At 61.1% G+C, this 19,540-nt stretch carries 18 protein-coding genes; 3 read left to right on the top strand and 15 right to left on the bottom strand.

Translation table 11 applies throughout. The annotated features are described in order from the left end of the window. Nucleotides 1–65: 65 nt before the first annotated feature. Nucleotides 66–1,202 carry an FMN-dependent L-lactate dehydrogenase LldD gene (lldD, locus tag BLL36_RS20290; protein ID WP_076953095.1) on the top strand — a complete coding sequence of 379 codons (1,137 nt, stop codon included), beginning with the start codon at nucleotides 66–68 and terminating at the stop codon, nucleotides 1,200–1,202. Nucleotides 1,203–1,696: 494 nt separating this feature from the next. Next, nucleotides 1,697–2,623 (top strand): GGDEF domain-containing protein, encoded by a 927-nt coding sequence (locus BLL36_RS20285; RefSeq protein WP_076953094.1) that lies wholly within the window; start codon nucleotides 1,697–1,699, stop codon nucleotides 2,621–2,623. A 21-nt stretch (nucleotides 2,624–2,644) separates the two neighbouring features. Here the strand turns inward: BLL36_RS20285 and BLL36_RS20280 are convergent, their stop codons facing one another. The 7 genes from BLL36_RS20280 to BLL36_RS20250 form a co-directional block, all read right to left on the bottom strand. Next, entirely contained in the window at nucleotides 2,645–3,412 is a 768-nt protein-coding gene (locus tag BLL36_RS20280) for a TenA family transcriptional regulator (protein ID WP_394329497.1), read from the bottom strand. A gap of 79 nt (nucleotides 3,413–3,491) precedes the next feature. Then, nucleotides 3,492–5,954, bottom strand: coding sequence for an EAL domain-containing protein (locus BLL36_RS20275; RefSeq protein ID WP_076953092.1), 2,463 nt, complete (start codon nucleotides 5,952–5,954; stop codon nucleotides 3,492–3,494). 71 nt (nucleotides 5,955–6,025) lie between these two features. Beyond that, nucleotides 6,026–7,828, bottom strand: coding sequence for an ABC transporter ATP-binding protein (locus BLL36_RS20270; protein WP_076953091.1), 1,803 nt, complete (start codon nucleotides 7,826–7,828; stop codon nucleotides 6,026–6,028). Continuing rightward, the gene (locus tag BLL36_RS20265) at nucleotides 7,821–8,423 is read right to left on the bottom strand and encodes a DsbA family protein (protein ID WP_197678486.1); all 603 of its coding nucleotides are present in this window, start codon (nucleotides 8,421–8,423) and stop codon (nucleotides 7,821–7,823) included. Before BLL36_RS20265 ends, BLL36_RS20270 begins: the two co-directional genes overlap by 8 nt. A gap of 36 nt (nucleotides 8,424–8,459) precedes the next feature. Continuing rightward, nucleotides 8,460–9,401 (bottom strand): oxygen-dependent tRNA uridine(34) hydroxylase TrhO, encoded by a 942-nt coding sequence (trhO, locus tag BLL36_RS20260; protein WP_076953089.1) that lies wholly within the window; start codon nucleotides 9,399–9,401, stop codon nucleotides 8,460–8,462. A 123-nt stretch (nucleotides 9,402–9,524) separates the two neighbouring features. Further along, the gene (locus tag BLL36_RS20255) at nucleotides 9,525–9,818 is read right to left on the bottom strand and encodes a BolA family protein (protein WP_076953088.1); all 294 of its coding nucleotides are present in this window, start codon (nucleotides 9,816–9,818) and stop codon (nucleotides 9,525–9,527) included. 6 nt (nucleotides 9,819–9,824) lie between these two features. Beyond that, nucleotides 9,825–10,343: a DUF2059 domain-containing protein gene (locus BLL36_RS20250; protein ID WP_017527734.1), complete on the bottom strand. Its 519-nt coding sequence runs from the start codon at nucleotides 10,341–10,343 to the stop codon at nucleotides 9,825–9,827. Nucleotides 10,344–10,536: 193 nt separating this feature from the next. On the opposite strand from BLL36_RS20250, the gene BLL36_RS20245 reads away from it, so the two are divergent. Continuing rightward, nucleotides 10,537–11,919: a class II fumarate hydratase gene (locus BLL36_RS20245; protein ID WP_076953087.1), complete on the top strand. Its 1,383-nt coding sequence runs from the start codon at nucleotides 10,537–10,539 to the stop codon at nucleotides 11,917–11,919. Here BLL36_RS20245 and BLL36_RS20240 read toward each other — a convergent pair. The 8 genes from BLL36_RS20240 to BLL36_RS20205 all read right to left on the bottom strand — a co-directional run bounded on the left by BLL36_RS20240 (nucleotide 11,916) and on the right by BLL36_RS20205 (nucleotide 19,537). Further along, complete coding sequence (locus tag BLL36_RS20240; protein WP_076953086.1) at nucleotides 11,916–12,872, bottom strand: DMT family transporter; 957 nt, start codon at nucleotides 12,870–12,872, stop codon at nucleotides 11,916–11,918. The genes BLL36_RS20245 and BLL36_RS20240 overlap by 4 nt on opposite strands. Nucleotides 12,873–12,947: 75 nt before the next feature. Continuing rightward, nucleotides 12,948–13,916 (bottom strand): fimbrial protein, encoded by a 969-nt coding sequence (locus BLL36_RS20235; RefSeq protein WP_076953085.1) that lies wholly within the window; start codon nucleotides 13,914–13,916, stop codon nucleotides 12,948–12,950. Nucleotides 13,917–14,012: 96 nt separating this feature from the next. Beyond that, nucleotides 14,013–14,549 carry a fimbrial protein gene (locus BLL36_RS20230; protein ID WP_076953084.1) on the bottom strand — a complete coding sequence of 179 codons (537 nt, stop codon included), beginning with the start codon at nucleotides 14,547–14,549 and terminating at the stop codon, nucleotides 14,013–14,015. An 11-nt stretch (nucleotides 14,550–14,560) separates the two neighbouring features. Then, nucleotides 14,561–15,040 carry a fimbrial protein gene (locus tag BLL36_RS20225; RefSeq protein WP_076953083.1) on the bottom strand — a complete coding sequence of 160 codons (480 nt, stop codon included), beginning with the start codon at nucleotides 15,038–15,040 and terminating at the stop codon, nucleotides 14,561–14,563. Between the two features lie 43 nt (nucleotides 15,041–15,083). Continuing rightward, entirely contained in the window at nucleotides 15,084–15,566 is a 483-nt protein-coding gene (locus BLL36_RS20220; RefSeq protein WP_076953118.1) for a fimbrial protein, read from the bottom strand. Between the two features lie 10 nt (nucleotides 15,567–15,576). After that, a complete protein-coding gene (locus tag BLL36_RS20215) occupies nucleotides 15,577–16,158 on the bottom strand; it encodes a fimbrial protein (protein WP_076953119.1) in 582 nt (193 codons plus the stop codon). Between the two features lie 17 nt (nucleotides 16,159–16,175). After that, nucleotides 16,176–16,937 (bottom strand): fimbria/pilus periplasmic chaperone, encoded by a 762-nt coding sequence (locus BLL36_RS20210; protein ID WP_076953082.1) that lies wholly within the window; start codon nucleotides 16,935–16,937, stop codon nucleotides 16,176–16,178. After that, nucleotides 16,934–19,537, bottom strand: a complete 2,604-nt coding sequence (locus tag BLL36_RS20205) for an outer membrane usher protein (RefSeq protein ID WP_157697316.1) — start codon at nucleotides 19,535–19,537, stop codon at nucleotides 16,934–16,936. Before BLL36_RS20205 ends, BLL36_RS20210 begins: the two co-directional genes overlap by 4 nt. Nucleotides 19,538–19,540: the final 3 nt, after the last annotated feature.

Below are 19,540 nucleotides of genomic sequence, written 5' to 3'. Positions count from 1 at the left end.
AGTTGTTTTTATCATGCCAGATTTTTACCTATGCTGATCCGCCCTGCCTTGTGGAGACCTTTTTCATGATCATCTCGTCCGCCTCCGACTACCGCGCAGCGGCCAAGCGCAAGCTGCCGCGCTTTCTGTTCGACTACATCGACGGCGGCGCCTATGCCGAACACACGATGCGGGCGAACAGTTCGGATTTGGCCGAGATCAGCCTGCGCCAGCGCATCCTGCGCAACGTGGACAGCCTGAGCCTGAAGACCACGGTGTTCGGCCAGACGCTGGACATGCCGGTAATCCTCAGCCCCGTGGGCCTGACCGGCATGTACGCGCGGCGCGGCGAAGTGCAGGCGGCGAAGGCGGCGGCGAATAAAGGCATCCCGTTCTGCTTGTCGACGGTGTCGGTGTGCCCGATTGAAGAGGTGGCTTCACAAAGCCCGCAAGCCATCTGGTTCCAGCTGTACGTGCTCAAGGACCGCGGTTTCATGCGCAACGCGCTGGAGCGAGCCCAGGCGGCGGGCATAACGACATTGGTGTTTACGGTGGATATGCCCACGCCCGGCGCGCGCTACCGCGACGCTCACTCGGGCATGTCGGGGCCGTTCGCGGCGAAGCGGCGCATGTTGCAGGCCGTCACCAAGCCACAATGGGCGTTTGATGTGGGCTTGATGGGCCGTCCCCACGACCTGGGCAATATTTCCAGGTATCTGGGCAAGCCCACTCACCTGGAAGACTACATCGGCTGGCTGGCGAACAATTTCGATCCGTCGATCAGCTGGAAAGATCTGGAGTGGATCCGCGAATTCTGGAAAGGCCCGATGATCATTAAGGGCATCCTCGACCCCCAGGACGCCAGGGACGCCGTGAGTTTCGGCGCCGATGGCATCGTGGTGTCCAACCATGGCGGCCGCCAGCTGGACGGCGTGCTGTCCACCGCCAAAGCGCTGCCCCCGATTGCCGATGCGGTGGGCGACGACCTCACGGTGCTGGTGGACTCCGGCATCCGTTCCGGGCTGGACGTGGTGCGCATGCTCGCCCTGGGTGCCAAGGCATGCCTGCTGGGCCGCGCCACCGCCTATGCACTGGCCGCCGATGGCCAGCACGGCGTGGAAAACCTGCTGGACATCTTCGCCAAGGAAATGCGCGTGGCCATGACCCTGACCGGCGTCACCTCCATCGCGCAGATCGACCGCTCCACCCTGGTTTACCCCTGACCTTGTAGTGAGCGGGCTCGCCCCGCGCTGGGCTGCGAAGCCGCCCCAAACCAGGCGACCGGGTTCTACCTGGAACTCGGCGGTGTATTTATTGGGGCCGCTTCGCAGCCCAGCGCGGGGCGAGCCCGCTCACTACAGATGTGCCGGCAAGAATTTGTAGATATGCGTACTTTTATGAGTGGGGGCAATCAGGCCCTTACTTGCCAAATAACTGGCGTCATAGTTCGGTTGCTGTTTTTCCTGCGATAAAGCAGCTGATTGATTTATAAGGCGTTTAATTTAATTAAAACGTTTGGCATGAATCTCGCTCTAACCCTTTTCAAGCAGGTCAAGCGATGACAAGACGTGCGGCGGTGCCCAGGGGTTATAACCCATTGCAAAGCGGTCTAGACTGTAACCAATGTTTTACGGAACTGAAGGAACAGTAAGACGCCTGGCACTCGCCACTCTCATCGAGCCTGTAAGACAGCTAAGTGCGTAGAGGCCGATCGCTTATGAAAACACCTACCCAGACCAACGCAATTGACTTTGACAGTGCCAAATTGCAACGCCTGGGATTTGGTCAGCCATCCCTCCTGCCGCGCCGCCCCACCACGGTCACTCAACTGCGCCAGCAACTGGGCCTGCAGTTGCAAACCAGCCTGGAGCCGGAGCGCATCCTCGCGGTGTTCTTCCGTGAGATCCAGCGCCTGGTGCCCCTGGACGCCCTGCAATACCGCCATCAGGCCAGCGACCTGCGCCTGGAGCTGGGCCATCGCGGCCACCATGCAGTGAACTACAGCCTGAGCCATGAAGGCGAGCACCTGGGCGAGTTGATCTTCCGTCGCAACCAGCGTTTGTCGGAAGAAGAACTCGGCCAGCTTGAATCGCTGCTGGCCACCCTGCTCTACCCGATGCGCAACGCCCTGCTTTACCGCGCCGCCACCCGCAGCGCCCTGCGCGACCCGTTGACCGAGACCGGCAACCGCATTGCCATGGACCAGACACTGCAACGGGAAATCGACATGGCGCGCCGGCATCTGAACCCGCTGTCCTTGCTGATGCTGGACATCGATCACTTCAAGACCATCAACGACACCCACGGCCACGGCGCCGGCGATAGCGTGCTACGCGCCGTTGCCGGGGCGATCAAGGGCCAGTTGCGCAACGTGGACATGGTGTTTCGGTTTGGCGGGGAGGAGTTCCTGGTATTGCTGTCCAACACCGGCCGGGACGCGGCGGCGATGATCGGTGAGCGCCTGCGCCAGGCGACACAGGCCCAGGATTATTGGGCGGATGGAACGCGGATCGAATTGACGGTGAGCCTGGGCTGCTCGACCTTGCTGGCCGCTGAGTCCGCCGAAAGCCTGCTGCGCCGCGCCGACAGCGCCTTGTACGTGGCCAAGCGCGCAGGCCGCAACCGCTTGGCGATGGCGGGGTAGAAACCCCGCCATCGTTTTGCGTCACGCTTCGCTGGCGACCCGAGCCTGGCGCTCACGCACAACCGCGGGCGCCTTTTCTTTCTCCAGGCGCATGCAGCTTTCCAGGAACAGGTACATGTAGTCGTAGCTCTTGCACACGGCCTGGCGCAGTTCTACCTGCAATGCCCGGGTCGGGTTCGTCCCTGCCAGGGTGCAGATGATTTCCAGCGCCTCCCATGGATGGGCGTCATCATACTGGGCGTGCATTTTCAGCCACTTCATCGCACGCTTGCGTTCTTCCTCAGGGAAGGCCGCCGCGTAGACGCCGGTGGAACACACCACGGCGGACCATTCCCCCGTCGCCCCTTCGATTGCATAGTTGGTCGCGGCAATCGCCACGATCAGCGAATCGGCGGAACTTGTGTGCCAGCACCAATGGCTCAGTGCGTGCAACTCCGGCGGCACGTCCTGGGCCTGCAACTCTTCCAGGCTCACACCGTGGGCACGGGCCCAATGCACCCAATAATCGGCGTGGTTGAGTTCCACGCGGATATTGCGCATCAGCCAGCGGCGCGCCATGTCTTCACCGGGATGGCGGGCAAATTTGGTCTTGGTGAGGTTCTGTGCCATGTACAAGGCAAACTGTTCCACCACAGGCCAGCCACCGATCAGGTAGTGGCGCATGGTCTTGGCGCTGAGCGTGTTATCGCGCATGCGCTGGTACAGTTCGTGCTCAACAACTCGACGCTTGCTCTCGCTACAGTCCTGGATCAATTGCTGAGCCCAGGCGGGGTAACTGGAGGCTTCCATAAGCGGGCCGGTTCTGTTGAAGGTGTCGATCACTGTTAAGGCTCCTTTTTAAGTGTGATTGTACAGACCAGCAAATGTTTCAGCGGAACGTGCCGGGCGCCTTGAATAACAGAGGCTGTGGCCGCACAGGTCGACACTGCAAGCTATCAAAGGTAAACAATTGCGGTCGTTCGATCAGGTAGCCCTGAGCGTAATCCACACCGATTTCGAGCAGGGCCTGCTCGATCTGCGGTGTCTCGACAAATTCTGCAATTGTGCGCTTACCCATGACGTGGCCGATGTGGTTGATCACTTCGACCATCGCGCGGTTAATCGGGTCGTCCAGCATATCCTTTACGAAACTTCCATCGATCTTCAGGAAGTCTACAGGTAAATGTTTGAGATAGGCGAATGAGGACATTCCGGCACAAAAGTCATCCAGCGAAAAATGACAGCCTAAGGCCTTGAGTTCATTGATAAAGCGAATCGCGCTGCCCAGATTGGCGATCGCGGCGGTTTCGGTAATTTCAAAACAGATCATGTTGGGCGGAATGCTGTAGGTCTTAAACTTTTCGTGCAAAAACCCGAGGAAGTCATCATCACCAATGGTGATACCGGATAGATTGATCGCGCACATGGCCATGGGTCGACCCGGCCGCTCCTGCAGGCAACGGGCGATGATCTGGAACACATTCTCCACCACCCAACGGTCCAGCGACGTCATCAAGCCGTAGCGCTCGGCGGCCGGGATAAAGCTGTCGGGCAAGATGATGCGGCCGGCTTCGTCATGCAGGCGCAGCAGGATCTCGATATGCCCATCGCCCCCGTCGACGTGCCCCAGGGGCGAGATTTCCTGGGCGTACAGGCAGAACCGATTCTCTTCCAGGGCCATGTGCAAACGCTGCACCCAGGCCATTTCGCCAAAGCGCACGGACAGTTCCGAGTCGTCGGCGTGGTACACCTGCACCCGGTTGCGGCCTTTTTCCTTGGCCATGTAGCACGCCATGTCGGCGGCGCGCAGGGAGGTTTCCAGCGTGGTCGGAGTCTGGCCCAGGTGCACCAGGCCGATGCTGACGGTGGTCATGAATGGCCGGCCCTTCCACACAAAGTGCAGGCTTTGCACGGTGTGGCGCAGGCTCTCGGCGATTTTCTCCGCCACCGCGGCCGGGCAATTCTCCAGCAGGATGCCGAATTCATCGCCGCCCAGCCGCGCCAGGGTGTCGCCTTCGCGCAGGTCCGACTGCAGCAGTGCGCAGATATGTCGCAACAGTTCGTCACCCGCCGCGTGGCCACAGGTGTCGTTGACCAATTTGAACTGGTCGAGGTCGAGGAACATCAATGCATGCCGCCCGCCCTGCTGCTGCGCGGCGGGATGCAGCACCTGTTCCAGGCGGAACTCGAATTCACGGCGGTTGGCCAGGCCGGTCAGGGCGTCGTGAGTCGCCTGCCAGGACAAGTTGGCGATGTACTGCCGCTCCTGGGTCATGTCATGCAACACCAGCACCGCGCCGGTAACCTTGCCGGCGCTGCGGATCGGCGCGCCCACCAGCGTTACCGACACCGTACTGCCATCCAGGCGCTGGATGGTTTTGGAGTGCTCGCTGCCGCCACTGAGCCGGCCCTTGACGATATGGTCGATCAGGGTAAACCCGTCGGGCTGGGCATTGTCGTCCAGCAGGTTGAACAGCGCGGCCAACGGCAGCCCTTGGGCCTGGGCGGACTTCCAGTGCGTCAACGCCTCGGCCGCCGGGTTCATGTAGGCGATGGCGCCGTCGACGTCGGTGGTGATCACCCCGTCGCCAATCGACTCCAGGGTGATCTGCGCGCGTTCCTTCTCTTGTTGCAGGGCGTCGGCAAAGGCGTGGCGCTGGGTCAGCAGCTTATGCGTGCGCAACAGCGCCAGCACAATCAGGCCCAGGGCCGTGGCCAGGTTGGTGATCAGCAGCAACCGCAGGATCATCCGCGAGCCTTCGCCCAGGGCATCGCTGAACGCCTTGGCCGCCGGGGTTACGCCTTCATTGATCGCGATGATATGCGCCTTCCACTGCCGCACATCGTTGGCGCTGACCTGGTCGCGGCGGATCGCGCCGTGCATCTCGCGGGCCAGATCATCGAGCTGCACCAGATAGCCGTCGCCCACGGTCCACAGCTCGATGGCCTTTTCCAGGTAGCTGAAATGGCGAAAATTGAGGTACAGCCAGATCACGCTGGAGACGTCATCCGGGTGGTTGCCACCCTTGAGAATGCCCAGGCGAGCAGCCGCAAGATCCGGCGTGGGACGATCGAGCGCGACGCGCAGCTCATGGCCGCCCTGGGGCACCGCGATAGCCTGCAGGTATTTGAGATAGGTGGCTTCATCGCGGTTATCGGCGTAAAGCGTCAGGTAATAGATGGCGTCTTTCTGGCCTTTGGACCACAGGCTCTCGCCGGCCACATAGCCACGCACCGCCGAGAGCATGAAGAGACTGACACAGCCCAACAATGCCTGGAACAGCACCACTGCGATGAAAGGCCATACGATGCCCAACAGCCTTGGCGTTCCGAGAGTCCGCTTTTGCTTCATGAAGTCCCTTACACATGCACTGCTGGATACGCACGCGAAAATCCGCTTCCGATAGCTGAGCCCAGGCTAAATCAACGTACTTGTTGCAAGTGCCCGTAGAGCTTGGCGTACAAGCCGCCATCGGCAATCAATTGCTGATGATCTCCATCCTCAGCAATGTGACCACCGTCGAACACTAAAACTCGATCGGCCTGCTTAACCGCCGACAGGCGGTGAGCGATGATCAGTGTAGTACGCCCGCTGAGGAAGCGCGCGAGCGCCTGGTGCAGGTTGTACTCAGTGGCGGCGTCGAGGGCGGACGTCGCTTCGTCAAGGATGACCACTTTCGGTTCGGCCAGCACCATGCGCGCAATCGCCAGGCGTTGACGCTGCCCTCCGGAGAACCGCACCCCGGAACGCCCCACCACACTGTCCAGGCCCATCGGCAATGCCTTGACGGTAGCATCGAGCTGGGCGATTTCCAGTGCCTGCCAGCACGCCTGGTCAGTGCGCTCGCGGCCCATGGTCAGGTTGGCGCGCACGGTATCGTTGAACAGCGCAGGGTGTTGCAGCACCACGGCAACGTTTTCGCGGATGGTCTCCAGGCCGATTGCCTGCTGGGTGGCACCGCCAAAGCGGATACTGCCGGCCTGCGGCGTATAGAGCCCGAGCAACAGCTGCACCAGGGTGCTTTTGCCGCCGCCGCTGGCGCCGACAATCGCCACCTTCTCACCGGGTGCGATGGCCAGGTTCAACTGGTTCAGTACCAGATCTTCGCCATAGCCAAAATTGAGCCCGCGCACTTCGATGCCGACGGTCTCACGCCCGGTAAACGGGTCTTCGCCGCCGGCGTACTGCGGCTCGTCGGCGCGGGCCAGCAGTTCGTTGATCCGCGTCAGCGCTCCGCCCGCCGCGTAATAGGCGTATTGCAGGTTCAACAGTTGCTCCACCGGGCCGATCATGAACCACAGGTAGCTGAACACCGCGAGCATCTGGCCGATGGACAGGTCGGAAAACAGCACCGTGAGCATCGCCGCCGCGCGGAAGATGTCGATACCGAACTGGAACAGCAGGCCACTGGCGCGGCTGGATGCGTCGGTTTTCCACTGGGAATGGATGGCGAAATCACGCACTTCCTGGGCGCGCTGGCCCAGGCGCCCGAGGAAAAACCCCTGGCGGTTGCCGGCGCGCACTTCCTGAATGGCATCCAGGGTTTCGGTCAGGGCCTGGGTGAAGCGCGAGGTGCTGTCGTTTTCCAGTTTCTTCAGGTGTTTGACGCGCTTGCCCAACTGCACCGTGGCATAGATCACCAGCGGGTTGAACAGCAGGATCAGCAAGGCCAGTTGCCAGTGCATCCACACCAGGATCGCCGAGGTGCCCACCAGCGTGAGCATGGCCACCAGGAAGCGACTGAGGGTTTCGCCGACGAATCTGTCCAAGGTGTCCAGGTCGGTCACCAGGTGCGTGGTCACCGTGCCACTGCCCAGGCTTTCGTATTCGCCCAGGGAAATACGCTTGAGCCGCTCGATCAGGCGCACGCGGATGCGGTACACGATGTCCTTGGCCAGCCGCGCAAACAGCCGCGCCTGCACCACGTTGAACACCAACGCGCCGCAACGCAGGCACAGGGTCACCAGCAACATCAGGCCGATGTAACCGGCCGCCTTCTGCCAGCCCAGCGGCAGCGCGTGGTTCATCACCTTGAGGGCTGCATCGCCATGGCCCAGCAGCACCTCGTCCACCAGCAACGGCAGGAGCAGCGGGATGGGCACGCTGCACAGGGTCGCCAGCACGGCGACGCCGTTGGCGACCCACAGGGATTTTTTGTGACGCAGGGCCAGGCGGCGAATTTCCGCCCAGGTCAGTCGGTCGGTGCGCTTGGGCTGGTCATGCACAGGTGGCTCGCTCCAGCCATCGGCCCAGCAAAGGCGACAGCTCGGACAACGGCTGGTAACCATTGGTCAGCAAGGCCAACTGGCCATTGCGCTCGCCGAGCAGCGTCGGGAAACCGGCGATCCCCAGATCCTGCACCCAGGTGAAATCGGCAGCGGTGGCGGCATGCTGCTCGGCGCGGTCGAAGGCGCCGGCAAACTCGATACGCGGGATACCCGCCTGCTCGGCCAGCTCCACCAGCACACTGGCGAGGGTCACGTCGCGGCCCTCGACGTAGAACGCGCGCTGGATCAGCCCCAGCAGTGTCCATGCACAATCCGGCGCCAGACTGCGTGCCGTGACGATGGCGCGGCACGCCGGTTCCGTGTCGTACACAAAGCCGTCAGGCAGAGCGCCTTCGCGCTTGAACGGCTGGCCGGTCGCATCGGTGACCGCCTGCCAGTGCTCCAGGATGTAGCGCCGAGTGGTCGGTTCCAGCGCCGCACCGCTGCCGGTGCGCAAGCCGCCCACCACCAGGTGCAATGGCACTCCGGCCGCCTGGGCCTGCTCCACCAACGCCGCGGCCACCGGGGCAAAACCCCAGCACCAGGAACACATCGGGTCCATCACATAGAGCAGGCGCGCGGACATGGCTCAGACCTCGGAAGGGGTTTGCTTATAGTTGAAGCCGATCGGGTGCGGCATATTGCGGGCCTTGGCCAGCTCGATCTGCTTTTGCCGGTCGATCGCACTGCGCCGGGTTTTCTCCGGTAGCTTATCCCAGCAATGCGGGCAGCTGATGCCAGCCACATAGTGCTCGGATGCGCGGTCTTCCACGCTGACCGGTGTACGGCAGGCATGGCATTGATCGTAGTCGCCTTCGCTCAAGTCGTGGCGCACCGTGACGCGGTTGTCGAACACAAAGCAGTCGCCCTGCCATTTGGTCTCTTCCTGTGGCACCTCTTCCAGGTACTTCAGGATGCCGCCCTTGAGGTGGTAGACCTCATCGAAGCCTTCGCTGAGCATGTAGCTCGAAGCCTTCTCGCAGCGAATGCCGCCGGTGCAGAACATCGCGACCTTCTTATGCCTGGCCGGGTCGAAATTGGCTTTGATGTAGTCGGGAAATTCGCGAAAGCTGGTGGTCTTGGGGTCGATCGCGCCTTCGAAGGTGCCGATGGACACCTCGTAGTCGTTGCGAGTATCGATCAACAGCACTTCGGGGTCGCTGATCAGCGCGTTCCAGTCCTTGGGCTCGACGTAGGTGCCGACCTTTTTGTTCGGGTCGACGCCTTCGACGCCCAGGGTCACGATCTCTTTCTTGAGCTTGACCTTGGTGCGGTAGAACGGCTGGTCGTCGCAGTAGGATTCCTTGTGGTCGATGTCGACCATGCGCGGGTCTTTCTTCAGCCAGGCCATCAGGCCGTCGATGCCCTCGCGGCTGCCGGAAACAGTGCCGTTGATGCCTTCTTCGGCGATCAGCAAGGTGCCTTTGACCCCGTTGTCGACCATCGCCTGCAGCAATGGCTCGCGCAGGGCGACGTAATCTTCGAGGGTGACGAACTTATACAGTGCCGCCACCACAATCGGTTGAGTCATGGGTGTTCTCTCCAGGTGGCTACCCTCGTAAAGGGTGAACCGGATGCAAAAAAAACGCGCCGTCTGAGCGGCGCGCTGCGGATTCTAACAAATGCCCGGTGCCAGAGACACCCGTGCCTTGAGTCAGTGCCCGCCGGCGCAGGTCGGCGAGGCCGGGGCTGCGTCGATTTTCGCCCATTCTTCAGGCGTGTAGGTATGCAGCGCCAGCGCGTGGAACTCGCCCATCAGGTCACCCAGGGTGGCGTAGACCTTCTGGTGGCGCTTGACGCGGTTGAGCCCCTCGAACTGCGGGCTGACCAGCACGGCCTTGAAGTGGGTCTGCAACCCACGGCTGTGCATATGGCTTTCGTCCAGCACGCTCAAGTGGCCGGTGCCCAGGGCGGCAAGCGCCGTTTCGATACGCTGTTGCATGGTCATTGCTGCTTACTTCTTCTTGGCCGGTGCGGCGGCTTTAGGCGACAGCTCGTTGGTCATGTCTTCCAACAGCTTGTTCACCACCGGCACGGCGCTTTCCAGCTTGGCCTGGGTCATCTGGGCCGATTGCTGGGTCAGTTGCGGCATTTTTTCCAGGACTTTCTTGCCCAGTGGCGACTGGTAGAAGGCAACCAGGTCCTTGAGTTCCGATTCGCTGAAGTTGGTGGTGTAGAGCTTGACCATGTCCGGCTTCAACTTCGGCCAGCCGATGGCCTGGTCCAGGGCGGCGTTGGCCTTGGCCTGGTAGCTGTCCAGCACGGACTGCTTGGCGGCAGGCGCCTTGGTCTGTTCGAAACGCTGGGCAAACATTTGCTGCACTTGCATGTACACCGGGGTGCCCAGCTTGTCGGCATGGGCCAGGGTAAGGAAGGCTTCGGCACTGGCGTTGTGGCTGGCGGTATCGGCAAAAACCTGGCCGCTGGCGCAAACCAGAGCAACCGCGGTACAGATGGCACGAAGACGAGTCATCGAGTTTCCTTTTCTAGCAGGCGAGGTAAGACCCCAAGGGCGCCCATTCTGCGCCTAAAAAACGCCATGGCTCAACCCCACCCCTTGTCGGCCCTGGTTTTGTGGAGGATGAATCCGATGAAAAGTCTTTTTTGGAACCCGATGGGTCGATCAGGGCCTAAACTGCGCAAACTGACCTGAAGGAGTGTGCCCGATGAGCCGTATCGAAACCGACAGCCTGGGAGAAGTCCAAGTCCCGGATGATGCTTACTGGGGCGCCCAGACCCAACGTTCGCTGGTGAATTTTGCCATCGGCGAGCAGCGCATGCCGCTGCCGGTGCTGCACGCGTTGGCCTTGATCAAGAAGGCCGCGGCACGGGTCAACGACCGCAATGGCGACCTGCCCGCCGACATCGCCCGCCTGATCGAACAGGCCGCCGACGAAGTGCTGGCCGGGCAGCATGACGACCAGTTCCCGTTGGTGGTGTGGCAGACCGGCAGCGGTACCCAGAGCAACATGAACGCCAACGAAGTGATCGCCGGCCGTGCCAACGAACTGGCGGGCAACCCGCGCGGCGGCAAGAGCCCGGTGCACCCCAACGATCACGTCAACCGTTCCCAGAGCTCCAATGACTGCTTCCCTACCGCCATGAGCATCGCCGCCGTGCAGGCGGTGCACGAGCGCTTGTTGCCGTCCATCGCGACATTGTCCGGTGGCTTGGCCGAACTGGCGGCGCGGCATATGAACCTGGTGAAAACCGGCCGCACCCATATGATGGACGCCACCCCAATTACCTTTGGCCAGGAACTTTCGGCGTTTATCGCCCAACTCGATTACGCCGAACGCGCGATCCGCAGCGCGCTGCCCGCCGTGTGCGAGCTGGCCCAGGGCGGCACCGCCGTCGGCACCGGGCTCAACGCGCCCCATGGCTTTGGCGAAGCGATCGCCTCGGAGCTGGCGGCGCTGTCGGGCTTGCCGTTCGTCACGGCGCCGAACAAGTTCGCCGCCCTCTCCGGCCACGAGCCGCTGGTCACCCTTCACGGCGCGCTGAAAACCCTGGCCGTGGCCCTGATGAAAATCGCCAACGACCTGCGCCTGCTGGGCTCGGGCCCGCGCACCGGGTTGGCCGAGGTTAAATTGCCGGCCAACGAACCGGGCAGTTCGATCATGCCGGGCAAGGTCAACCCTACCCAGTGCGAAGCACTGTCGATGCTGGCATGCCAGGTGCTGGGCAATGACGTGACCATCGGCATGGCCGCCAGCCAAGGGCACTTGCAGTTGAACGTGTACAAGCCGGTGATCATCCACAACCTGCTGGAATCGATCCGCCTGCTGGCCGATGGCTGCAACAACTTCCAGGAGCATTGCATTGCCGGTCTCGAACCTGACGCCGAGCAAATGGCCGCACACCTGGAACGGGGCCTGATGCTGGTGACGGCGCTCAACCCGCATATCGGCTATGACAAATCCGCCGAGATCGCCAAGAAAGCCTACGCCGAAGGCCTCACGCTGCGCGAAGCCGCCTTGCAACTGGGCTACCTGACTGACGCAGAGTTCGACCAGTGGGTTCGCCCGCAAGACATGCTCGGCGCCTAGGACGCCATGCGTAGACGCCGGGCCTTGAGCCCGGCGAGCAACGACGGTGCCAACGCGACCATCGCCGATCCCAGCACCACGATCAGCGCCCCGAAGTACCCCAGGGCGTTGATCTCTTCGGCTTGTACATAGGCGGGCCAGAGCCACGCTGCCAAGGCCACCGCGACAAACGTCACCAGCGGCGTAAGCGCCAACGTCGCACTGACACGCGAGGCTTCCCAGTGGGCGAGCGCTTCGGCGAAGGCGCCATAGGCCACCAGGGTATTCATGCAGCACGCCAGCAGCAGCCAGCCTTGCAGCGGGCTCAAGTCCAGGGCCTCCAGGGGATGGGCCCAAGGCGTGAGCAATACCGCGCAGGACAGGTAGATCACCATCATCACTTGCAGCGAATTCCACACCGTCAGCAATTGTTTCTGGCCCAGGGCGTAGAACACCCAGATCGACGTGGCCAACAAAACGGTGAGCACGCCGGCGGTATAGGTGCCCAGTGAGGTGAGCAATTCCAGCAGGCGTTGGTTGAAGAACAGGCCGAACCCGACCATCAGCACCAGCAACCCCAGCACCTGCCCCCGGCTGAAACGCTCCTTGAACACAAACACACTGGCCACCATCAGAAAGATCGGCCCCATCTGCACCACCAGTTGTGCGGTGCCGGGGCTGAGCATTTTCAGGCCCACCAGGTACAACACATAATTGCCCACCAGGCCGCACACGGCCATGCCCACCAGCCAACCGCCCTTGGGGCCCAGTACCTTGCGGCTGGGCAGGCGCCGGGTGAGCGCCAGGTAGACGAACAGGCATCCCCCGGCCACCGTCAGGCGAAACCAGGTGACGGTGATCGGGTCCATCACTTGCAGGACCTGCTTGAGCTTGATCGGCAGAATGCCCCAGAGCAGCGCGGTCAGCAGGGTCAGGAGAAAACCATAGACCCAACGGCCGGAAGAGATGTGCATGAATGCCCCAAGTGCCAGAGGAAGTGGAACCGGCATTCTAGGGGCATGCGGTGTGCTTTGGGTATAACGCTGTGTTCATGGCACGCCCATCACCAGTACCCCGCTCCCGCTTACGGCCCCCGCGCTCGGTAGCGCCCCGTTGCGCCGAACGAGGGCAAACGTCACATCGTCCCCGCCTGTGCTGTTGGTGATATGGGTCAGGAACGAACCATTCACAGACACCGCTGAACCCGCGCGGACAAGCCCCGTGCCCACGTCCGGATTATTCATCAGCAACAAACGTGAATCGAACGACGATGGGCTGCCTTTGTAAGTAATGGTGATCGGTGTAGTGATCCCGCCGGCCGGACATGAGTAGTTGAGCCTGCGGTGGCTGACAATCGATGTTGTCAGCGGGTCAGTGCCTATGGCCCGTTGATTCACGGTGCCGAAGTTGACCTCGATGGGATTGTTGTTGTTGATCGTGCAGGTCGATGGAGAGATGCCGAAGTTATTCGCGGCGGTGTACGTCAGTACGAGCTTCGTACTTCCCGGACTGTAATTGTTGGTCTGGTGGAGATTCAACGCGCCCAGGGTATCCCCTATTCGAACGTCGATAGGGTTGCTCGGGTCGTTTCGCAGCAGGATATAAGGGGTTACGTTGATGGGGTACGCCAAAAAGTTATTAGGCATGGTCGCAATCCGGATATTAAACGGCACAGGGGTGTTATAAAACGCGCCATTGATACGTAAGCCGGTACCTTGACTGGAAAACTTCGGGCCGGGCACCCAGGGGGGGCCGGCTTGTGCGGAGGTTCCCCAATAGTCTATGCGCGTAGGATGGGCAGGCGAGGGAGTAAACCGGCACTCCAGCCGTGCGCCTTCAAGGATCAGACGGGTATTGTCTGACCCCACGCTGACAGTGACGGGAACCTGCAGGTTCAAAATCCCACCGTCGCCAACATATTGCCATGCTCCGTTATTAATGCGGCAATCAGCGGCTCGCACGGCCGTGGTAACACCCAATAGGACGAGAAGCACTATAGCGCCATGGCGTCGTTTCATTTTGTTCTCTCATTGTTCCTCTGAACGTCGCCGCAGGTGTCCAACCCCATGCTGAAACGGTCCGAAAGATAGTTAATGTTTTCAGCCCATCCAGGGCTACGGATAGTCCAACGTAAACGTTGAGGTCACCGTGTAAGCACCGTGCCCGATGGTTTGATCCTTGATGGCTGTCGGCTCGCCCTGCACATAAGCCTTGAGCTCGATGGCATTGCTGCCGTCGCTCAGCGCCTGTTTGTCGCTGACGGTATTCAAGGGCAAGGGTTGATCGCTCAGCGTCTCTATGCCGACGCCAATACCAGAGGCGCCGCTGCCGCCATCCAGCGCGAGCAAGCCGGGAAGCTCTGCGTTCTCTACCCCCCCGAATGTGATGGTCACCGAGTTGCCGATCGTGGTATCGCAGTCTTCCAGATGCAGCTTGAAACGCTTACCCACCGAGCGCGTGTTGATATAGAGGTACTTGCTGGTGAGGTCCCAGAGTTCCAGCGTGATGGCCTCGTCGCCGGGGCGCAGGGTGCAGGCTTCTTCAACCAGGTTGCCTTTGAAACGCAAGTTGTCCGCCGCCTGCCCCAAGGGGACCAGGCCGACCATGAGCAGGAGTGCAATGCCATTGTTTTGAATCCGTGGATATCGCATCGATGCAGCTCCTACTGGTATTCGGCCAACAACGTGGCCACCGCCGTAAATCTGGCGGGAGGCAGCGTTGCACCGGGCTGTTGCACGGGCACTACCTCCAGGGTCGGCGGTGCCGACAGGGTGATGTCCAGCGGCGTATTGAGTGGAAACGGCAGGTTGTTCTGAAAAACCCGAATGCCCAGTGCAGGCACGCTGGTCTGCACCGCTGAGCCGTCAAACGCCGTGGGGGTGCCGTTAACGCTCAGCTTCAATACCCAAGGCAGGGTGTCGGTGCCGCAATTAATGGCGTAGCCAACCCCTCTGCGATACCTCACACCATCGACGCGTTTTACCCCGACATCGCCGAAGTCAATCTCGATGGTGTTGCCCGCATCGATCGTGCAGGGAGGCGGTTCGTTCAGCGTTCCGCTGAACGTCAAGTTGGCCGACGCGCCACTGCACAGTCCGATAGCACACAGGGCGAGCAAGGCTCGCGGCTGCCAAGCTGTCATGGGTCGTTCCTCGTATTATCAGTAGCCGTTCTATCGGTGACCATCATTGGTAATCGACCACCAGGGTCGCGGTGGCATCGAAGGCTCCGCCGGTCAGCGTGCTGCCCGCACGCTTGACCGGCACCGCCTGCACCACGGGAAAATTGGGATAGGTGAAATTCACGGCCGTATTCAGTGGCCAGTCGGCACCATTCACAAACAGCCTTACGCCGAGGTCCGCTTTGCGCGTGGCAAGCACGCGGTTATCAAACGACGCCGCCGTACCCTTGAGTTCCAGGGTCAACGCATTGCTGAAGGGAGAATTACAGGTGACGGTATACGGCACCCCGCGACGGTAATTGACCCCATCGACCCGTGACGTCAGAAGGCCATTGCCGAACGGCACATCAAGCGTGCTGCCGCTATTGATGACGCATGGCGGAGGCGCAATGATCACCGCGCGAATGGTCAAACTGGTTTCGGCCTGCAGGCCCTGGCTGATCGCCAGTAACACGCCGCCGGCAATCACGCCGATTGATTTAGCCATCATCGCCCCCTTACTCATAATCGAGCCTGAAATCCACCACGGCCCTGAATGCCCCACTGGTCAACGGCGCAGCGGTGCGCGTAGGCCGTACATTCCAAGTCTGGGTATTGCGGCCCACAGGCAAAAACAGCGGCTGGCCCCTTGAGCCCAATTGCACGTCCCGGCCGAGGGCATCGGTCAACTGCAGGCCCATTCCGGTGATGCCCTGCACTTTGACCAACCGCGGATCGTCGGCGTCCGCTGGCGCCTGGAACGTGACCGACAGCAACGGTTGATAAGCGCTCCAGGTCAGGTTGCCCGTACGCTCATTGCGTATACGGCCGGCGGTGCGCAGGCAATCGGTGAACCGCAGCTGAAAGGCCTTGGGCGTCGCCTGGTCGCCGGGCCGTTGCAACTGGCTGGTCGACACGGCGTCCAGATCGACGGTCTGGTGCAGCGAAGTCATTTCCAGGCTGCACGGCGACTCATGCATGGACCCAAGCACATTCAGCATGCCGCTCATGCCTTCGATGTCGTCCTCATCCGCGGCATATGCGCCCGCCGCCACGGCCCATAACAGGCCGCCCAGGACCTTCATTTTTTGCCATTTCATGACGTTCTCCAGCACCATTACTCCTTCGCCGGCACGGCCTGCGGGTTCACTTTGCAGGTATCGCCCGTGCAGGTGAAGGCAAGGAGCGGGCGGCCGCCGTAATCGTTCACATAGGCCAGATAAGGGGTCGTACCCAGCGCCTTGGCGGAAGGTCCCAAGGCCAGGGTGCCTTTGGGAGGAACCATCAATGGCACGAAACCCGGCACGGTTTTGCCGTCCTTGCTGTTACGCGCATCCACCAGCGTCACGTAATACGGCGTGGGGTTATGGACCCGGTATTGATCGCCTTCACGGGTCAGGGTCAGCTTTTCCTGCCATGGGTTGGACAGGTCCTGCTGACTCGGCTCGATGGCTTGCGGGCGGTAGAACAGCTTGATGCGGGTTTGCAGCGCGATCTGCAGGGTGTTGGCCTTGTCGCTGCGCGGCGGAATCTCTCTCAAATTGAAGTAGTAGACCGTCTCCCGATCCTGCGGCAGCAGCTTGGCCGCCGGCAACGCCTGGACTTTCACCTGGCTTTGTTTACCCGGCTCCAAGCGTTGAACCGGTGGGAGCACAATCAATGGCGTGGTGATTTTTTGACCGGTTTCATCTTCGATCCAGCCCTGGGCCAGATAGGGCAACTGGGTATTGTTGTTGGTAATGCTCACGCTGGTGGCTTCTTTGCCACCGTCGAAAATCACGCGGGTACGGTCCAGAGCCACCGCCGCGTTGGCGCTCTGGCTCAAGGCCAGGACCCACAGCGCGAAGGTCGGGAATATGAGACGTGTGCTGGGCATCATGATGCTGTGTTCTCCATATCTGTAGGCGTGCCGGACAGCCCGGCGGGCTCCGGCAGGGATGAGTCAGCGGCTACCGCCTCGCAGCGCAACTGCAGGGCGTCGGTCAAACCATCGGCGGGCAACGTGGCAGGCAGCGTGAGCAGGCATCGCGCGTCGCCGCCCCAACTGACGGTCATCTGCTCGCCGGCCTGGATGCCGCTCAGGTAGACCTGGCCGCCGTCATTCACAATGCCGGTGTCCTGTTGCTTGAGGTTTTGCACCGTCGCGCCAAAGGGTGGTGGGTTGCCATCCGCCAGCCGCAGTACCGCCATGGCCTTTTCACCGGCAATCACATCCAGCGAGCGATAACCGATCGCTCCTTCGGTGAGCGTCAATTGCGTGACTGATTGAGTGGCTTCGACGTTGCTCGGCAAACGCTCCAGATCAACACTGGCGGCGGTACGCTGATAGCTGCTGATATCCGAAATCACGGCCTTGCCAAACACATTGCTGCGGGTCGGCGCGCCATAACCGCGCACCGGCACATCGGGCACTCCGGCGGTATCGACCATCAGGCGGGTGCCGCCCGTGCTGGTGGTTCGATGGAGCGCCGCACCATAGGCCGTGAGCGTGGCGCCGCCGCGGGCAGAGACACCGAGGCTGCTGGAGCCGCCCTGCTGCCTGCTGGCGCTCACGTCGATGTCGGCGTGGTTGCCCATATGGTTCAGGTAACCGCTGGCGGACGTGTCGCTCGCACTGAGCTGGTAGCTGTTACGCTCATCGAAGCGATCGCTGTAGCGCGATGCAAAGCTGTTTTTGCCGGCGAGTCGATTGGCATCCAGCGCGAGTGTGCCGGTACGCCCCAACGGCAGGCTGACCGTCAATGACATGCCGTTATCCTTGTAGTTATATTCCTGGGTGCGGTGCATGTTCAGGGAAAGGCTCATGTTCTTGACGGTGCCCATGTTGAAGTAGCGCGACAGCGACAAGTTCCAGCGATGCGTGTCAGGCCGGTCCCAGTAGGTTTGCTTGTTGTAACTGGCGTAGACGGTGGCCCCCAGGTCACGAAACTGCTTGTTGACCGTCACCGTATACAGCGCCTTGCTGCCACCGATAGGCTTCCACCCTTCGTTGTGGTCGCGATAATCCCCACGTCCGCCGAGTTCGCCGTTCAATCCGTAATGCCTGGCATCCAGATATTCACTCATGCTCAGGAAGTTCTTTTCGGAAAACCGGTAACCGGCGAAGGTCACTTGGCTGTCGTACTCTTCGAAGTTCTTCGAATATTGAAGACGGTAGGATTTACCCGAGAGGGTTTCATTCCATACGTTGGCACGAGACTGTGTGACATCCAGCGAGACGGCGCCGAACGCCAGTAAGTCCCGCCCGGCGCCCACGGATAACGCCCGATAGTTGTTATCGGTGATACCGCCACCGAACAACGACCAGCCATTGCTCACGCCCCAGGAAAACTCTCCGGTACCGAAGAAGGCGCCATCGGATCCATTCTGAAGGTTGGACGGTCGCCCGCTCGCCAGCTTGTAACGAACTTGGCCTGGGCGCGTCAGGTAAGGCACACCGGCCGTATTGAGTTGGAAGGTATGGACCGAACCGTCCTGCTCTTCCACCCGCACATCCAGCTTGCCGGTCACCGCATCATTGAGGTCCTGAATGCGAAAGGGACCCGCAGCAACCAGGGTTTCGTAGAGCACACGGCCCTGCTGGCTGATGATGACTTTGGCGTTGGTTTTGGCCACCCCGACCACTTCCGGCGCATAACCACGCAAGTTGGGCGGCAACTGGCTTTGATCCGAGTTGAGCGCGGCACCGGTAAAGCGGAAGCTGTCGAACAGGTCCGAATACAGGTAGCTTTCACCCACGACCAGGCGCGCCTTCAACGCCGGAATAGCGCGATACGCGTAATAGCGACTCCACTCCAGCTTTTGCGGGCCGGCCGCCTCTTGCCGATCGCTCTCCACGCGCCCCTGCCAATCCGCCCTGAAACGCCAGGCACCGGCATTGGCTCCCACGGTTCCGTTACCGCTGAGGTTTTGGCGCTGGCCGTCGTCGCGCTGGTAATTGGACTGCGCCGTCAGGCTGTAGTCCACCAACAACCCCGCCACCCCCTCATCCCATCGGGAAGGCGGGTCCCAATTGACAGCGTTGTATTCAAGGTAGGCCTGGGGCACGTTGATGCTCAGGGTGGAAGTGGCCAAATCACCACTGACCTCCATGCCAGGCAAGCCTTGGATATCCAGGCACGCCCCATCCTTCCACCATGTAAGTCTGCCGACTTCGGAGACTTTCAGGCCCAGCTGCTCAACAAGATTGCGCGACAGACACGCTTGGCTGCCTTTGGGATCGTTATCGGGGGGATAGAACGCCACCGATTGCTCAGCAATGGGCTGGGCGTTCAGGTGCACAGCCATCGGGTAAGTGCCGGGCAGAATGAATCCGCTGCGCGCGAATTGAGACAGGTCAATATTAGTACGATCACTCAGATCGAGAACGTCGGTATTGAACTCAATATCCCCAGCGCCCAATGCAGTGCCTGCCAGCGACATCAACCCGCCAAACAGCCCGGGGCGGAGCGTATTTTTGATCTTCGACGTATTCAACATGCA

The organism is Pseudomonas cedrina subsp. cedrina (genome assembly GCF_001983175.1).
GTDB lineage: Bacteria > Pseudomonadota > Gammaproteobacteria > Pseudomonadales > Pseudomonadaceae > Aquipseudomonas > Aquipseudomonas cedrina.
This window is presented reverse-complemented; position numbering and strand designations above follow the sequence as displayed.

Excerpts from the sequence above, each read along its gene's own strand:
- lldD (WP_076953095.1), top strand. The coding sequence starts at position 66 with ATGATCATCTCGTCCGCCTCCGACTACCGCGCAGCGGCCAAGCGCAAG.
- BLL36_RS20285 (WP_076953094.1), top strand. The coding sequence starts at position 1,697 with ATGAAAACACCTACCCAGACCAACGCAATTGACTTTGACAGTGCCAAA.
- BLL36_RS20280 (WP_394329497.1), bottom strand. The coding sequence starts at position 3,412 with ATGGAAGCCTCCAGTTACCCCGCCTGGGCTCAGCAATTGATCCAGGAC.
- BLL36_RS20275 (WP_076953092.1), bottom strand. The coding sequence starts at position 5,954 with ATGAAGCAAAAGCGGACTCTCGGAACGCCAAGGCTGTTGGGCATCGTA.
- BLL36_RS20265 (WP_197678486.1), bottom strand. The coding sequence starts at position 8,423 with ATGTGTTCCTGGTGCTGGGGTTTTGCCCCGGTGGCCGCGGCGTTGGTG.
- trhO (WP_076953089.1), bottom strand. The coding sequence starts at position 9,401 with ATGACTCAACCGATTGTGGTGGCGGCACTGTATAAGTTCGTCACCCTC.
- BLL36_RS20255 (WP_076953088.1), bottom strand. The coding sequence starts at position 9,818 with ATGACCATGCAACAGCGTATCGAAACGGCGCTTGCCGCCCTGGGCACC.
- BLL36_RS20250 (WP_017527734.1), bottom strand. The coding sequence starts at position 10,343 with ATGACTCGTCTTCGTGCCATCTGTACCGCGGTTGCTCTGGTTTGCGCC.
- BLL36_RS20245 (WP_076953087.1), top strand. The coding sequence starts at position 10,537 with ATGAGCCGTATCGAAACCGACAGCCTGGGAGAAGTCCAAGTCCCGGAT.
- BLL36_RS20240 (WP_076953086.1), bottom strand. The coding sequence starts at position 12,872 with ATGCACATCTCTTCCGGCCGTTGGGTCTATGGTTTTCTCCTGACCCTG.
- BLL36_RS20235 (WP_076953085.1), bottom strand. The coding sequence starts at position 13,916 with ATGAAACGACGCCATGGCGCTATAGTGCTTCTCGTCCTATTGGGTGTT.
- BLL36_RS20230 (WP_076953084.1), bottom strand. The coding sequence starts at position 14,549 with ATGCGATATCCACGGATTCAAAACAATGGCATTGCACTCCTGCTCATG.
- BLL36_RS20225 (WP_076953083.1), bottom strand. The coding sequence starts at position 15,040 with ATGACAGCTTGGCAGCCGCGAGCCTTGCTCGCCCTGTGTGCTATCGGA.
- BLL36_RS20220 (WP_076953118.1), bottom strand. The coding sequence starts at position 15,566 with ATGGCTAAATCAATCGGCGTGATTGCCGGCGGCGTGTTACTGGCGATC.
- BLL36_RS20215 (WP_076953119.1), bottom strand. The coding sequence starts at position 16,158 with ATGAAATGGCAAAAAATGAAGGTCCTGGGCGGCCTGTTATGGGCCGTG.
- BLL36_RS20210 (WP_076953082.1), bottom strand. The coding sequence starts at position 16,937 with ATGATGCCCAGCACACGTCTCATATTCCCGACCTTCGCGCTGTGGGTC.
- BLL36_RS20205 (WP_157697316.1), bottom strand. The coding sequence starts at position 19,537 with ATGTTGAATACGTCGAAGATCAAAAATACGCTCCGCCCCGGGCTGTTT.